Annotated in this window: 14 protein-coding genes; 10 read left to right on the top strand and 4 right to left on the bottom strand. The window is 35.9% G+C overall.

Annotation, left to right across the window (positions count from 1 at the left end; translation table 11 throughout):
• Window positions 1–46: 46 nt before the first annotated feature.
• From V7D82_RS00440 to V7D82_RS00430, 3 genes are read left to right on the top strand one after another with little or no spacing between them, the layout of a single operon-like run.
• On the top strand, window positions 47–373 hold the full coding sequence (locus V7D82_RS00440) for a YtxH domain-containing protein (protein ID WP_333598998.1): 327 nt from the start codon (window positions 47–49) through the stop codon (window positions 371–373).
• The gene (locus V7D82_RS00435; RefSeq protein ID WP_333598997.1) at window positions 373–723 is read left to right on the top strand and encodes a competence protein; all 351 of its coding nucleotides are present in this window, start codon (window positions 373–375) and stop codon (window positions 721–723) included. Before V7D82_RS00440 ends, V7D82_RS00435 begins: the two co-directional genes overlap by 1 nt.
• A gap of 2 nt (window positions 724–725) precedes the next feature.
• Entirely contained in the window at window positions 726–980 is a 255-nt protein-coding gene (locus tag V7D82_RS00430) for a DUF6327 family protein (RefSeq protein WP_333598996.1), read from the top strand.
• Window positions 981–1009: 29 nt separating this feature from the next.
• On the opposite strand, the gene V7D82_RS00425 is transcribed toward V7D82_RS00430, so the two are convergent.
• Window positions 1010–1996 (bottom strand): SPFH domain-containing protein, encoded by a 987-nt coding sequence (locus V7D82_RS00425; RefSeq protein ID WP_333598995.1) that lies wholly within the window; start codon window positions 1994–1996, stop codon window positions 1010–1012.
• Between the two features lie 80 nt (window positions 1997–2076).
• On the opposite strand from V7D82_RS00425, the gene V7D82_RS00420 reads away from it, so the two are divergent.
• Window positions 2077–2700 (top strand): PorT family protein, encoded by a 624-nt coding sequence (locus tag V7D82_RS00420; protein WP_333598994.1) that lies wholly within the window; start codon window positions 2077–2079, stop codon window positions 2698–2700.
• A 34-nt stretch (window positions 2701–2734) separates the two neighbouring features.
• Here V7D82_RS00420 and gltX read toward each other — a convergent pair whose 3' ends face one another.
• Window positions 2735–4240, bottom strand: a complete 1506-nt coding sequence (gene gltX, locus V7D82_RS00415) for a glutamate--tRNA ligase (protein ID WP_333598993.1) — start codon at window positions 4238–4240, stop codon at window positions 2735–2737.
• Between the two features lie 130 nt (window positions 4241–4370).
• Between gltX and V7D82_RS00410 the strand changes: the two genes are divergently transcribed.
• The 5 genes from V7D82_RS00410 (at window position 4371) to V7D82_RS00390 (ending at window position 11761) form a co-directional block, all read left to right on the top strand.
• Window positions 4371–7748 carry a DUF4175 family protein gene (locus V7D82_RS00410; RefSeq protein WP_333598992.1) on the top strand — a complete coding sequence of 1126 codons (3378 nt, stop codon included), beginning with the start codon at window positions 4371–4373 and terminating at the stop codon, window positions 7746–7748.
• Window positions 7741–8163, top strand: a complete 423-nt coding sequence (gene ybeY, locus V7D82_RS00405) for an rRNA maturation RNase YbeY (protein WP_333598991.1) — start codon at window positions 7741–7743, stop codon at window positions 8161–8163. Before V7D82_RS00410 ends, ybeY begins: the two co-directional genes overlap by 8 nt.
• 1 nt (window position 8164) lies before the next feature.
• The gene (gene mnmG / locus V7D82_RS00400) at window positions 8165–10036 is read left to right on the top strand and encodes a tRNA uridine-5-carboxymethylaminomethyl(34) synthesis enzyme MnmG (RefSeq protein WP_333598990.1); all 1872 of its coding nucleotides are present in this window, start codon (window positions 8165–8167) and stop codon (window positions 10034–10036) included.
• 54 nt (window positions 10037–10090) lie between these two features.
• Window positions 10091–10936: a class I SAM-dependent methyltransferase gene (locus V7D82_RS00395; protein WP_333598989.1), complete on the top strand. Its 846-nt coding sequence runs from the start codon at window positions 10091–10093 to the stop codon at window positions 10934–10936.
• 246 nt (window positions 10937–11182) lie between these two features.
• Window positions 11183–11761 (top strand): OmpH family outer membrane protein, encoded by a 579-nt coding sequence (locus tag V7D82_RS00390; protein ID WP_333598988.1) that lies wholly within the window; start codon window positions 11183–11185, stop codon window positions 11759–11761.
• Between the two features lie 64 nt (window positions 11762–11825).
• Here the strand turns inward: V7D82_RS00390 and V7D82_RS00385 are convergent, their stop codons facing one another.
• Complete coding sequence (locus tag V7D82_RS00385) at window positions 11826–12209, bottom strand: DoxX family protein (RefSeq protein ID WP_333598987.1); 384 nt, start codon at window positions 12207–12209, stop codon at window positions 11826–11828.
• A gap of 2 nt (window positions 12210–12211) precedes the next feature.
• Window positions 12212–13363, bottom strand: a complete 1152-nt coding sequence (locus tag V7D82_RS00380) for a DNA polymerase III subunit (RefSeq protein ID WP_333598986.1) — start codon at window positions 13361–13363, stop codon at window positions 12212–12214.
• A gap of 233 nt (window positions 13364–13596) precedes the next feature.
• On the opposite strand from V7D82_RS00380, the gene V7D82_RS00375 reads away from it, so the two are divergent.
• Window positions 13597–14784, top strand: coding sequence for a phosphoglycerate kinase (locus V7D82_RS00375; RefSeq protein ID WP_333598985.1), 1188 nt, complete (start codon window positions 13597–13599; stop codon window positions 14782–14784).
• The last annotated feature ends 68 nt before the right edge of the window (window positions 14785–14852 follow it).

Genomic DNA, 14852 nt, shown 5'->3' with positions numbered 1-14852 from the left:
GACAGGTAAAATTTTGTAATTTTATTAAAATTAAATTTTTGAAATTATGGCAACACGAAATAATGGCCTCATAGCACTTTTGGCCGGAGCAGCAGTTGGATTAGGATTGGGAATTTTATTTGCTCCTGATAAAGGTTCGAAAACAAGGGAAAAAATAAAAGACGGTTTTGATGATTTGAAAGACGAAGTGAAAACCAAATTCAATTCGATGGAAGGTGAGGCAAAAGAAAAATTTTCCAAATCAAAAGACGAGTTGAAAGACACTATCGATGAGTTGCTTTCCAAATCAAGTCATAAAGCTGAGGATGCTATTACCTATCTGGAAGAAAAACTTGCGGAGCTTAAAAAGCAAAACGCCAAATTGCAGAAATAATGGCCTTGGAAGACATCAGAGAAAATGTAGAAGACATTCAGGAAAATACGAAAGCCTACATAGACACAAGCTTGGCGTATTATAAACTTTGGGGTTTTAAGGTGGCGATGAAATCGACCACTTTGGCTCTCAAATTTTTTCTGATTGCCATTTGTTTAGTGATAGTATTGCTGTTTGTTTCCGTAGCTGGTTCTTTGGCTCTTGGCCAAATTTTCCACAGTTATCCATTAGGTTTTTTGTGCGTGGCGGGAGTATATTTGGTACTGGCATTGCTATTATTTTTAGTGAAAGACAAAATAGTGGAAGGCCCAATTCTGGAGAAATTCTCCGAAATATTTTTTAATGACTAGCCATGGAAACTAAAAAATATTCATCCTACGCCGAGATCGAAAGAGATTTAGAAATTCTAAAAATCGAAAAAGAAATTCATTATCAAAAGATAGTATTGAGCATTGAAAAAACTAAGGAAAGTATAGTGCCTTCCAAATCCATTTCCTTTGTGGCCGATGTATATGACAAAGTATTCTCAGGTACTTACGGCACGATTTTAAAGATTTTGATTCCTTATGCAATCAATTGGTTTATAAACAGAAAAAGAGGCGATTAAGCCTCTTTTTTTTATGGATTTTTGTTTTATTATTTTGCCGGCTCTTCCGGATTGGAAGTGTCTGAAGGATTATAATCCATAGAGGTTTTATTGCTTCTGTCTTTTACTCTTTTCGGCTGATTTTTCATTTGTTCGCCCATGATGCTTGACGCGGTAAAACTGGTTACCATATTGTTTAGCATGTCGCTGGCAGCTTGTGGAGAGTTTGGCAATAGAATCAAATTCGAATTGGTATCGGCACCAATGGCTTGTAAAGTATCATAGTGCTGCGTAATTACAATTAAAGCTGAAGCTTCTTGTGAATTGATACCCACATTGTTCAAAACTTCTACACTTTCTACCAAACCTTTAGCAATTTCTCTTCGCTGATCAGCAATCCCTTGCCCTTGTAATTTTTTGCTTTCCGCTTCGGCTTTGGCTTTGGCTACAATTCTAATTCTTTGCGCATCCGATTCAAACATGGCCGCTGTTTTTTCTCTTTCGGCAGCATTGATACGGTTCATAGCGTTTTTTACCTGAATATCAGGATCGATATCAGTAACCAAAGTATTGATAATGTCATAACCATAAGCCATCATCGCTTCATTTAATTCCCGTTTTACCGCGATAGCAATGTCATCTTTACGAACAAAAACGTCATCCAGAATCAATTTTGGCACTTCGGCACGAACCACGTCAAAAACATAAGCCGTGATTTGGTCATGAGGATATTCCAATTTGTAAAAGGCTTCGTAAACGTGTTCCTGTATCACTTTAAACTGAACCGAAACTTTCATTTTGATGAACACATTGTCTTTGGTTTGTGTTTCGATGATAACATCCAATTGTTGGATTCTCAAATTTACGCGACCGGCAATTCTGTCAATGATAGGCAATTTAAGCTGCAGACCGGAATTTCGAATGCTTTCAAATTTCCCGAAACGCTCAATAACTACGGCACTTTGTTGCTTTACCGTAAAAAAAGAAGAGAAAAGAATAATGAGTCCAAAGAATAAAATAACAGAAATAAATACCATGATTTTTTTAAATTAAATTGTTAGTACAGTGTTTATACGAAATATATGTATGTTTGTTACAAATTATTAGTTACTACTTCATGAATAAAAAAATAATATTCCTTTTGTTGTTAACAACAACTTTTGGATTTGCACAATACGGTTACCGGGATTCCAATATGATTGGCATTACTTTAGGATTAAATCAATTCAATGTTAACACTTCGGATATAGAAACCAAACCCGGGAATGGTTGGAATATTGGACTTTCGATGCGAGGCAATTTTTATGACGATTGGGATGCTATTTACGGCTTACAGTTTAGTGAATACAATTATAAAGTGGTAACCAAAAAAGGAGTACTGGGCGATAAAGATGTGAATTACAAATTACCTTGTGCCAACGTCACTTTTCAGTTGAGCTATAAGTTTATTGAAAACCATTTGAGTGCCGAATTTGGTCCAATGATTCAGATAAACGGGAATGCCCAGATTGATAAAGACGATGAAACTAATTTAGTAAAAGGAACAGCCCTTACGGCTAAGGATTTTACAAAAATGGGCAACGTTGGCGTTTATCCGGTTATAGGAATAACAGCCGGAGTGCGAAATGCCAGACTCAATGTATCGTATCAATACGGCGTTATGAATATGCTGGGTAAGGTGGAAGGCAATTTCAAAGGAAACGCTTCCATTATTAGTGGCAATGTGATTTTCTACTTCTAATAAAAAAGTCCCGAGTTATCGGGACTTTTCTTTTTTATAAACTTGTTATAGCTGTTTCCAATCGTTTGATGGTTTCTGCTTTTCCAATTAGTTCAACGATGTCGAAAAGATGAGGGCCTTTTAGCGCTCCAACCAAACTCAAACGGAAGGGTTGCATTACTTTTCCCATGCCAATTTCGTTTTGTGTCATCCAGTCTTTTACTATGGTTTCTATGTTTACTGAAGTGAAATCTTCAATGGTTGTTAGCACAGAAATTAATTGTTTTAATAAATCAGGTGTGTCTTCTTTCCAGTTTTTAGCTGCTTTTTCATCATAAGACGTCGGCGCTACAAAGAAATAGTCTGATAAATCCCAAAATTCGGAAACAAAATTAGCACGTTCTTTTATCAAAGAAACTATGGTTACCAATTTGTCATGTTCAACAGCAATTCCTTTTTCTGCCAAAATAGGAGCAAAGGATTTTGCCAAACTTTCATCACTCTGCTTTTGCAAATATTGATGATTGAACCATTTGTTTTTGTCCGGATCAAATTTGGCTCCGGCTTTGTGCACTCTATTTAAATCAAATTTGGCTACCAGTTCTTCCAATGAAAACAACTCCTGGTCTGTGCCGTCATTCCAGCCTAATAATGCCAAAAAATTAATCACCGCTTCCGGGAAAAATCCTTTTTCTCTGTATCCTGAGGAGATGCCTTCTTCGCTTTTCCATTCCAATGGAAATACCGGGAATCCCATTTTGTCACCATCGCGTTTGGATAATTTTCCGTTGCCAATAGGTTTTAAAATCAATGGAAGATGCGCAAATTCCGGTGCTTCCCAACCAAAGGCTTTGTACAATAAACAATGCAACGGCATGGATGGTAACCATTCTTCACCACGAATCACATGTGAGGTTTCCATCAAATGGTCATCTACAATATTGGCTAAATGGTACGTTGGCATTCCGTCACTTTTGAACAAAACTTTATCGTCTAATAAATTAGTTTCAAAAGTAATAGCACCACGAATGATGTCATGCAAATGCAACGTTTCATTAACAGGCGTTTTAAAACGAATTACATAAGCTTCACCGTCGGCAATTCTTTTCTCTGTTTCCTCATTTGAAATCACTAAAGAAGTATCCAGTTTTTCACGATTGTGCCAGTTGTAGATAAAGGTTTTCCCTTGCTCTTCGTGTTGTTTTCTGTGTGCATCCAAAGCTTCCGCTGTATCAAAAGCATAGTAAGCCCAACCCGAATTCACCAATTGGTCAGCGTATTGTTTGTACAAAGGCTTTCTTTCGGATTGACGGTAAGGACCGAATTTTTCATGCTTCCCAACGGTTTCGCTTGGTGCGATACCTAGCCATTCCAAAGCTTCAAAGATGTAGGCTTCGGCTCCGGGAACGAAACGATTTTGGTCGGTATCTTCTATTCGCAAATAGAAAACACCGTTATGTTTTTTGGCAAATAAATAATTGAACAAGGCAGTACGAACACCACCAATGTGTAAAGGTCCGGTTGGACTGGGAGCAAAACGAACTCTAACAGGTCTTGACATTGTATTGAAATTTGGTGCAAAGATAAAATTTAATTAGCCACGAATTGCTGAATTTTGATTGGCAAATTTTTAACGTTGGTTATTCACCAAAAATTGTACATTTATCGGTTATAAAAAAGAATTGCGAAAATTGGAGAATTCAAACATCATATATCAAAAGCTGGAAAGCTTTATTAAGAAGTTTTACACCAACGAATTACTACGCGGAACCATTTTCTTCGTAGGCTTGGGCTTGCTGTATTTTATTTTCACGCTTTTTGTGGAGTATTTCCTTTGGTTGAAACCAACGGCGCGAACTGTTTTGTTTTTGGTTTTTGTTGTCGTTGAACTGTTCCTTTTACTCCGCTTTATTTTGTTCCCGATTTTTAAACTTTTTAAGCTTCAAAAAGGGATTGATTACAAAGAAGCTTCGGCCATTATTGGAGAGCATTTTAATGAAGTAGGGGATAAACTGACTAATTTTTTACAACTATCCCAAGACCAAAACAAGTCGGAATTACTGTTGGCCTCGATTGATCAAAAGGCCAACACTTTGCAGCCTGTTCCTTTTGGAAATGCTATTAATTTGGGCAAAAACAAAAAATATTTACCGCTGGCCGTTATTCCCATTCTGTTCTTTTTGTTTTTCCTGATTTCAGGGAAAAGTGATATTCTTTCCCAAAGTTTGAATCGTGTGGTTCACTTTAAGCAACAGTTTTTGCCGCCGGCACCTTTTGAATTTGTGGTGTTGAATAACAATTTGCAAACCGAACAAAACAAAGACTTTTTATTGAAAGTAAAGACAGTTGGTAATGTAGTTCCGGAAAACGCTATGATTTTCATAGGAGACGAAAGCTATTTTATGGAAAGTACTAAAGCCGGTGAATTCGAATTTGTCATTCCGAAACCTGCCGAAGATTTAGAGTTTCATATTGAATCTAATGATGTTTCTTCACACGATTATGAATTGAAAGTAGTTACGGTGCCATCGATTGCCAATTTTGAGATGGTGTTGAATTTCCCGGGTTATTTAAACAAGAAATCAGAAGTCATCAAAGGAACCGGAAACGCTATTATTCCGGAAGGGACCAGAGTTACCTGGAGAATGAGCACTTTGGCTACACAAAAAGTGGATTGGGTGAATGAGAATAATCATTTTGCTTTCGCCAAAGAGGAGAACATGTTTTCGCTTTCCAAAAGTATACTTCAAAACACTGATTATCAAATTTTAACTTCGAATGCTAAGGTTCAGAATTATGAGAAGTTGAATTACCAGATTTCGGTCATCAAAGATCAGTTTCCAACGATCACCGTTAACAATGCACCGGATAGTTTGAAGGTAAATAAAAATTACGTTCTCGGTCAGGTTTCTGATGATTACGGATTGTCAAAACTGCAAATTGTTTATTATCCAAAAGACAAACCTACTGCTGCTAAACATGCCGCCATTACTGTTAAGAGAGATGTTTATGACCAGTTTGTTTTTTCGTTTCCAAGTAATCTCCCAGTAGAAGAAGGCGTTTCGTATGAGTATTATTTTGAGATTTTTGACAACGATGCTATTCATAATTTCAAAAGCACCAAATCATCCGTTTTCAGCAATAGGATTGCCACGGAAACAGAGAAACAAGATGAAATGCTGCAACAGCAAAACGAGAATATCAATTCATTAGCTAAATCATTAAAAGCTCAGGACAAGCAACTATCCGAAATGGATAAGTTGCAAAAAATGGGGAAAGAGAAAGATAATTTAGAATACAAAGAACAGCAAAAAGTGGATGATTTTATTCAGCGTCAGAAACAGCAAGACGAACTCATGAAAGAGTTCTCCGAGAAGATGAAAGACAATTTGGAGCAATTCAAAGCGGATAAGAAAGACGAGAAAAAAGACTTGCTTCAGGATCGGTTAGAGAAAACCAAAGAAGATTTAGAAAAGAATCAAAAACTTCTGGATGAGCTTAAAAAACTGAACGACAAAATCAGCAAAGAAGAGTTGTTCGAAAAGATGGAAAAATTCCAACAAGCCAGTAAAAATCAAACCAAAAGTTTGGAACAATTGGTCGAATTAACCAAGCGGTATTATGTGGAGAAAAAAGCGGAACAAATTGCAGATAAGTTAAACAAATTGGCCGACAAGCAAGATAAATTAGCGGACAAAACGGATGAGAATAATGCTGAGAAGCAAGATGAAATCAATAAAGAATTTGATAAGCTTCAAGAGGAGCTAAAGGATTTGGATAAAGACAATAAGGAGCTAAAAGCCCCAATGGATTTACCAAAAACAGCAGAGAAAGAGAAAAGCATAGACGAAGATTTAAAAGATGCTAAAGATCAATTGCAAAAGCAACAAAAAAGCAAGGCCAAGCCCAAACAAAAAAGCGCTTCCAAAAAAATGAAGCAAATGGGGCAGCAGATGCAAGAGCAAATGGAATCGGGTGAGGCAGAACAAATGGAGGAAGATGTAGCTATGTTGCGTCAGATTTTAGACAATCTTTTAGCCTATTCATTCTCGCAGGAAGATGTGATGAAGCAGTTTAAAAATTTGAAGCGTGGCGCTCCATCTTTCAATAAAAATTTAAAAATTCAGCAGGATTTAAAACAACAATTTAAACATGTTGATGATAGTCTTTTTGCCATGTCTTTACGAAATCCAAAAATTGCCGAAGACATTACTAAAGAAATTGGCAATGTTCAATACAATGTTGATAAAGCTATAGAAACCTTAGTTGAAGCTAATGTTCCAAAGGGAAATTCTCATCAGCAATATGCGGTTTCTTCTTCTAATAAATTAGCAGATATGTTGAGCGATATTTTGACTGGTATGCAAATGCAGATGCAAATGCAGGGTTCAGGTCAAGGAAAACCTAAGCCGGGTCAAGGGCAAGGAGAAGGAATGCAATTACCGGATATTATTAAGAAGCAAGAAGGCCTAGGTGAAAAAATGAAAAAGGGTATGAAGAAAGGCGATAAACCAGGCGAGGGTCAGGAAGGTAAACAAGGTGAAAAACCGGGTGAGGGCCAACAAGGCAGCAAAGGAAATAAAGGCCAAAAAGGAGGAGATTCCGGGCAAGGACAAGGAGGTAATCAAAAAGGAGGAGAAGAAGGACAAGATGGAGAGGGAGATGCAAAAGCAATTATGGAAATTTATAAGGAACAACAGCAATTGCGGGAAGCCTTAGAAAAAGAATTAAAGAAACAGGGTGTAGGCGGTAATGGGCAGAACACCTTAGATCAAATGAAACAAGTTGAGAAGCAATTATTGAATAAAGGTTTCAATAATGAGACTCTTCAAAAGATATTGAATGTGAAATATGAGTTGTTGAAACTTGAAAAGGCATTGCAGCAACAAGGCGAAGATAAGAAGCGTCAATCAGAAACCAATAAGAAAGAATTTAATAATCAAGCCACTGCATTGCCGAGTAAGCTTCAAGAATATTTAAATAGTATTGAAATTTTAAATAGACAAAGCTTACCTTTGCGCTCCAATTTTAACCAAAAGGTTCAAGAATACTTTAAAACCAATGATTAGTTTTAATTACGAGACAGATTTCAAACTAGAAGACGAAACAACTTATTCAGATTGGCTTTCCAAAGTCATTAGCTCTGAAATAAAGAACGAAGGTGAGATTAATTATATCTTCTGTGACGATGATTACTTATTGGAAATAAACCAACAATATCTTGATCATGACACCTTAACAGACATCATTAGCTTTGATTATTCTATAGGAAACGAACTACACGGAGATATTTTCATTTCGATTGAGAGAGTTCTTGAAAACGCATTAGATTTTAATGTTGATTTTGAGGAAGAATTGAAAAGAGTAATGGCTCACGGAGTTTTGCACTATTGCGGATACAAGGATAAAAGCGAGGAAGACGAAAAAGTAATGCGTCAAAAAGAGGAAGAAAAAATGAAGATGTTCCACGTGAAACACAATTAAAATGTTTTTAGAAAAATACGATACAATAGTAGTGGGAGCTGGTCATGCTGGTTGCGAAGCGGCGGCGGCATCAGCCAATATGGGATGCAAAACTTTATTGGTTACCATGAGTTTGCAAAACATTGCGCAAATGTCATGTAATCCTGCTATGGGAGGGATTGCCAAAGGACAAATTGTTCGTGAGATTGATGCATTGGGTGGTTATTCGGGGATTGTTTCGGATAAGACCGCAGTGCAATTCAAAATGCTTAATAAATCAAAAGGACCAGCGATGTGGTCTCCAAGAGTTCAAAGTGACCGGATGCGTTTTTCTGAAGAATGGCGATTAATGCTGGAACGAACTCCGAATTTAGACTTTTATCAGGAAATGGTAAAAGGCCTTTTGATTGTAAATAATAAAATTGAAGGAGTCATTACATCATTGGGAATTGAAATTAAATCTAAAACGGTTGTTTTGACCAATGGAACGTTTCTTAATGGATTAATTCATATCGGTGAAAAGCAATTCGGAGGAGGAAGAGCTGGTGAAAGTGCGGCTTATGGAATTACAGAAGATTTGATTAAGGTCGGATTTGAAGCCGGTAGAATGAAGACCGGAACACCTCCGCGGGTGGATGGTCGTTCATTGGATTATTCTAAAATGAGAGAAGAGCCTGGTGATAAAATTCCAGACAAGTTCTCTTATTCTGACGAAACCAAACCGTTGACTCTTCAAAAATTATGTCATATGACCTATACTTCTAATGAAGTTCATAACATACTCAGAGAAGGATTTGATCGATCCCCAATGTTTAACGGAAGAATTAAAAGCATCGGGCCAAGATACTGTCCATCTATTGAAGATAAAATTAATCGTTTTGCTGATAAAGAAAGACACCAGCTTTTTGTTGAGCCGGAAGGATGGAATACCGTTGAGGTTTATGTAAACGGATTTTCTACATCTTTGCCTGAAGACATTCAATTCAAAGCTTTGCGATCTGTTGAAGGATTTGAAAAAGTTAAGTTTTTCCGTCCCGGTTATGCCATCGAGTATGATTATTTTCCACCAACACAATTAAAACACACTTTAGAAACTAAGTTAGTAGAAGGGTTGTATTTTGCAGGTCAAATAAACGGTACTACCGGATATGAAGAAGCCGCTTCTCAGGGACTAATGGCCGGCATTAATGCTGCCTTAAAAGTTAAGGAACAAGAGCCAATGATTTTAAGAAGAGATGAAGCTTATATTGGTGTTTTGATTGATGATTTGATTACAAAGGGAACAGAAGAGCCTTATCGTATGTTTACTTCACGTGCTGAATACAGAACGTTATTGCGTCAAGATAATGCAGATTTTCGTTTAACGGCAAAATCCTATGAAATTGGTTTAGCTTCAGAAAAGCGATTAAAACGTATGGAATATAAATTCAATGAAAGTGAAAAAATGGTTGCTTTCTTCAAAGAAACAAGCGTTACTCAAGAAGAAGCTAATCCTATTTTAACTGAAAAGGAAAGCGCACCAATGGTACAATCGGATAAAATGTTTAAAGTTTTTTCCCGTCCTCAAATTGAATTAGAAGATATTTTAAAGTTTGAGAAAGTTCAAAATTATATACAAGAGAATGACCTGGATAAAGAAATTATTGAGCAGGCTGAAATTCAAGTTAAATATTCAGGATATATAGAGAAAGAAAGAAACAATGCGGAAAAATTAATCCGATTAGAAGATATTAAAATCCCGGAGAATTTCGACTACAACAAAATAAAATCAATGTCAATTGAAGCTAAACAAAAACTTAGCACCATTCGTCCGGTAACTATTTCACAAGCATCCAGAATTAGTGGTGTTTCACCTGCTGATGTTTCAGTCTTATTAATTTACATGGGAAGATAATTTTGCGTTCCACGTGAAACTAGTTTCTTTAAGCCTTACCAATACAGCCTTTATATGAGTTTTCAAAATAATATTTTTTTTCAAAAAGTTAGAGATTATTCTGTTTCCAAAGAAATATTCGAATTGCATCACAATCCGGAATATGATATGTTAATTACATTTCCAAAACCAAGTTTGGAAAAACTACCGAGTTATTATGAAAGTGATGACTATATTTCCCATACTGATGGGAAGCGTTCTTTGTTTGAAAGAATGTATCAATTGATAAAAAGTGTAGCACTAAAAAATAAATTAAAACTAATCAATACACAATCTCAAAAAGGAAAACTTTTAGACATTGGTGCAGGAACAGGTGATTTTTTAGTAGTAGCAAAAAATGACGGTTGGCATATTACAGGAATTGAACCAAGTGAAAAAGCAAAAACAATTGCTATAAATAAAGGAGTGAAATTTGCCGAAAGCTTAGCGGTTTTAGAAAGTAATTCTTTTGATATAATTACCATGTGGCACGTATTAGAACACGTTCCAAATCTTGAAGAATATATCTTGGAATTGAAAAGATTACTAAAACCATCCGGAACCATTGTAATTGCCGTTCCTAATTTTAAATCTTTTGATGCTACGTATTATGGTAAATTTTGGGCAGCTTATGATGTTCCGAGACATATTTGGCATTTTTCAAAAACAGCTATTGGGAAATTGTTTGCTGAAAAAGAGATGAAACTAACGGAAGTGCTTCCAATGAAATTTGATAGTTTTTATGTGAGTTTGCTTTCTGAAAAATACAAAACCGGAAGAATGAATTTTTTTAGAGCTTTTTTTGTGGGTTGGAAGTCAAATCTCAACGGAAATAAAACAAAAGAGTTTTCATCGCACATTTATATCATAAAAAACAACTAAAAAGCCAATAGAGCGCTTGTTTTCAAGTCAATCAATGTGAGTTGTGTCTTTTGTTGCCTGAAAAGGGAAAGTTGCTTTAAGAGCCTTGTTTTAAACCAAAACCTATAATTTAGAACTATCATTAGTTAGACAGCAATAACTAATAATTATACTGACTAAACGATCAAAAATCATAAGTTTTAAGCTTTAGATTGGTGTCGTTTATTTTTATACTTTTGAAACCGAAAATAAATTTTATAAAACAGAATGAAAAAAACTATTATCCTTTTTGCAGTGGCTATTTCAATTATGGCTTGCAACAAAAACGCTACAACGACAAAAGAATTTAAAACAGCATACATTGATACATCAAAATTGATGGAAGAATCAACAGAAGCAAAAGATATTGAAGCCAAATACAAAGACAAATCTAAAGTAATGGGAAGTCAGTTAGAAGCTGAAGTGAATCGTTTCAAATCGGAAGCTGCGAGTTTTAAGCAAAATGCTGCTTCTAACGGACAAGCTTGGGCACAACAAAAAGGAGCTGAATTGCAACAAAGAGAGCAACAATTAAATTATGCACAGCAAGCTATGTTGCAGCAATTGCAGCAAGAAAGCGGAGTTGAAATGGATTCTTTGGTAAAAACATATAAAAAAGTTATCAAAGAATACGGAAAAGAAAAGGGATATGATTATATCTATGGCACTGGTGATGCGCAATCTATTTTGTACGCAAAAGACAATTACGATATCACTAAAGAGCTTATAAAATTGGTTAACGACAAGTATAAATCTTCGGATAAAAAAGAAGTAAAAACAGAAACTAAAAAAGAAGAAAAGAAATAATTCTTTAGTTGGAACCATAAAAAAAGCCTCAAATTTTGAGGCTTTTTTGTTTTATATCAAATGGTTAACTCAACCAAAAAACAGCTAAGATGGAAGGCACAAAATAAATGGCAATGGTTCTGGCACCATCATAATCTTTTGCCAATCGCTGGCCTAACAATAACATTATCAGTGTAATACTTGAGAAAACTGCGCCATAAAAACCAAAATTTCTTCCGCCATTTACCAATAATTCAACACAACCAACAAGTGTAAAAACGCCGGTTATTAATTCTAAAATCAGAATGATAAACAAGGCTAGCGGCACATAATTTTTCAAAATAGTTTGAGCAAAATGACTTTTGAGCCAATCCACATTGCCTTGCCAGGCAAATACTTTGTCATAGGCTGATTGTATAAAAGTGACAGCCAAAAAAAGCAATACTAAAACGGAAGCAGTATTATTCATATCTATTCATTTTTATGGATTAAACGAGTAAGTTTTATAGATAAATCAGTTAAAATTATCTTGGCATTTCCATTCCTTTCAATGTGATAAATCGCATCCGAAAGTTCACTAAAAATAGGGTTTATATTATTTCCATTGACAAAAGGAGCAAATTTTTCCAAACTGAATTTGTCAACAGTCGGTTCCAAATAAACTAATTTATCAGTTTGATAGTTCAACAGCATCGCTTGTCGAAACATTACAATACAATAATTCAAAAATTGCTTTTGTCCTTCGCGTCCCAAACCTGCAATTTCTTCACTCCAGGAAATCAAATCCTGAATGGCAGCAGCATTTCCTTTGGCTCTAAAAGCAGCTCTTACCCAATCTACAAACCATTTTTCAAAAGGCAAATCATCACCATCATTCTGTAAAATATGAATTGCTTTATTGTAATTTCCTTGTGATTGATGCGCTACTTTGGTTGCCGATGCTTCATCTAAAAAATATTTTTCTCTCAAAGCTTTTATAATTACAGCTTCAGGCAAAGCGCCAAAATGCAATACTTGACAGCGCGAACGAATGGTTTGAATAATATCTTCTTCGTTTTCAGAAATTAAGAGAAACAGCGTTTTTTCAGGTGGTTCTTCTAACAGTTTTAACAATTTATTGGAAGCGGCAATATTCATTTTATCCGCCATCCAGACAATCATAATTTTATAACCGCCTTCATAGGATTTCAATGCTAAAGCTTTCAAAATATCCTGTGCGTCATCCACACGAATTTCGCCCTGTTTGTTTTGCACACCCAAATGTTTGTACCAATCAAACAAACTTCCATAAGGATTTGCCAAAACAAATTCGCGCCAATCCATAATAAAATCACCACTTTTTGGTTTAGATTTTACTTCGTCATTGGCCACATTCGGATATACAAAATGCAAATCGGGATGGGAAAGCGATTGGAATTTCAAATTACAACTTTCGTTGCCGCCATTGTTTTCATGGCCAACATTGTTGCACAAAACAAATTGAGCATATGCTACGGCCATCGCCAAAGTTCCACTGCCTTCCGGACCGATAAACAATTGTGCATGCGGAATCCTTCCCGACAAAGCGCTGGTTACGAGATGGTTTTTAATATAATCCTGACCGAGTATGTCTGAAAACTGCATAGAGCAAATATAGACGAAATATTTTGCTAAATGAAAAGGAATGTTTGGGTTTGCATACAGTTAAAAGGTAAAGTCCTCTTTGGTATGGGGAAGCATAAGGTAGCACTATTCTATTGAAAATAAACAGTTTATACCTTAAAATTTCCTTAAAAATCATCGATAAAAGCACAAAAAAGACCGATGAAATTAATTTTTATTATATTTGCAAGGATTCGAACCTACTAAAAAGCCAAATGAAAACACTTCAGGATTTTAATTTCAATGCTAAAAAAGCAATCATTCGCGTAGATTTCAACGTTCCTTTGGACGAGAGTTTTAACGTGACGGATGCTAACCGAATTGAAGCTGCAAAGCCCACCATTGATAAGATTCTTGCCGATGGAGGAAGTGTAATTTTGATGTCACATTTGGGCAGACCTAAAGGAAAAGAAGATCAGTTTTCCTTGCGTCATATAGTAGCCAAATGTTCAGAAGTTTTGGGAATAAAGGTTCAATTTGCATCAGATTGTCGTGGCGAAATAGCACAAAATGCAGCCAAAAATTTAAAGCAAGGTGAAGTTTTATTGTTAGAAAACCTTCGTTTTTATGCTGAAGAAGAAGCCGGCGACGAAAATTTTGCCAAAGAATTAGCATCCTTGGGAGATATTTATGTGAATGATGCTTTCGGTACAGCGCACCGAGCCCATGCTTCGACAACGATTATTGCCAAGTTTTTTCCGAATCATAAATGTTTTGGTATGCTTTTGGCTAAAGAAATAGAAAGTTTAAATCGCGTATTGAATAATTCAGTAAAACCAGTAACGGCAGTGCTTGGAGGTTCAAAAGTATCTTCCAAAATCACGGTTATTGAAAATATATTAGACAAAGTAGACCACATGATTATTGGCGGCGGAATGACGTTTACTTTTGTAAAAGCTTTGGGCGGCAAAATCGGAGATTCTATCTGCGAAGATGACAAACAGGAATTAGCATTAGAAATTTTGCGTTTGGCCAAACAGAAAAATGTTCAGATCCATATTCCGGTGGATGTGATTGCCGCAGATGCTTTTTCAAACGATGCCAACACGCAAGTAGTTGATGTTCGCGAAATTCCGGATGGATGGCAAGGTTTAGATGCCGGGCCAAAATCGTTAGCCAATTTTAAAGAAGTAATCATGAATTCAAAAACGATTCTTTGGAACGGACCATTGGGTGTTTTTGAAATGGAAACCTTTGCCAAAGGAACAATTACATTAGGAAATGATATAGCAGAATCAACTGCAAACGGAGCTTTCTCTCTTGTTGGTGGGGGCGATTCTGTGGCAGCCGTAAAACAATTCGGACTGGAAGAAAAAATGAGTTATGTTTCAACCGGCGGTGGCGCCATGTTGGAAATGTTAGAGGGAAGAGTTTTACCGGGAATTGCAGCGATTTTAAATTAATTTAAAAAAGTAACACAATAATAAACAAATATTTACGTTGTAAATGATATCATTTACAACTGAAATTT

Source organism: Flavobacterium sp. (assembly GCF_036741995.1).
Classification (GTDB): Bacteria; Bacteroidota; Bacteroidia; order Flavobacteriales; family Flavobacteriaceae; genus Flavobacterium.
The sequence above is the reverse complement of the archived record's forward strand: the minus strand, read 5'-3'. Positions and strand labels throughout refer to the sequence as shown.

Bases quoted from the DNA above. Each gene is read 5' to 3' on its own strand.
- V7D82_RS00425 (WP_333598995.1), bottom strand. From the start codon at position 1,996: ATGGTATTTATTTCTGTTATTTTATTCTTTGGACTCATTATTCTTTTC.
- V7D82_RS00385 (WP_333598987.1), bottom strand. From the start codon at position 12,209: ATGAATAATACTGCTTCCGTTTTAGTATTGCTTTTTTTGGCTGTCACT.
- V7D82_RS00430 (WP_333598996.1), top strand. From the start codon at position 726: ATGGAAACTAAAAAATATTCATCCTACGCCGAGATCGAAAGAGATTTA.
- V7D82_RS00440 (WP_333598998.1), top strand. From the start codon at position 47: ATGGCAACACGAAATAATGGCCTCATAGCACTTTTGGCCGGAGCAGCA.
- V7D82_RS00395 (WP_333598989.1), top strand. From the start codon at position 10,091: ATGAGTTTTCAAAATAATATTTTTTTTCAAAAAGTTAGAGATTATTCT.
- V7D82_RS00435 (WP_333598997.1), top strand. From the start codon at position 373: ATGGCCTTGGAAGACATCAGAGAAAATGTAGAAGACATTCAGGAAAAT.
- V7D82_RS00390 (WP_333598988.1), top strand. From the start codon at position 11,183: ATGAAAAAAACTATTATCCTTTTTGCAGTGGCTATTTCAATTATGGCT.
- V7D82_RS00380 (WP_333598986.1), bottom strand. From the start codon at position 13,363: ATGCAGTTTTCAGACATACTCGGTCAGGATTATATTAAAAACCATCTC.
- mnmG (WP_333598990.1), top strand. From the start codon at position 8,165: ATGTTTTTAGAAAAATACGATACAATAGTAGTGGGAGCTGGTCATGCT.
- V7D82_RS00375 (WP_333598985.1), top strand. From the start codon at position 13,597: ATGAAAACACTTCAGGATTTTAATTTCAATGCTAAAAAAGCAATCATT.
- ybeY (WP_333598991.1), top strand. From the start codon at position 7,741: ATGATTAGTTTTAATTACGAGACAGATTTCAAACTAGAAGACGAAACA.
- gltX (WP_333598993.1), bottom strand. From the start codon at position 4,240: ATGTCAAGACCTGTTAGAGTTCGTTTTGCTCCCAGTCCAACCGGACCT.
- V7D82_RS00420 (WP_333598994.1), top strand. From the start codon at position 2,077: ATGAATAAAAAAATAATATTCCTTTTGTTGTTAACAACAACTTTTGGA.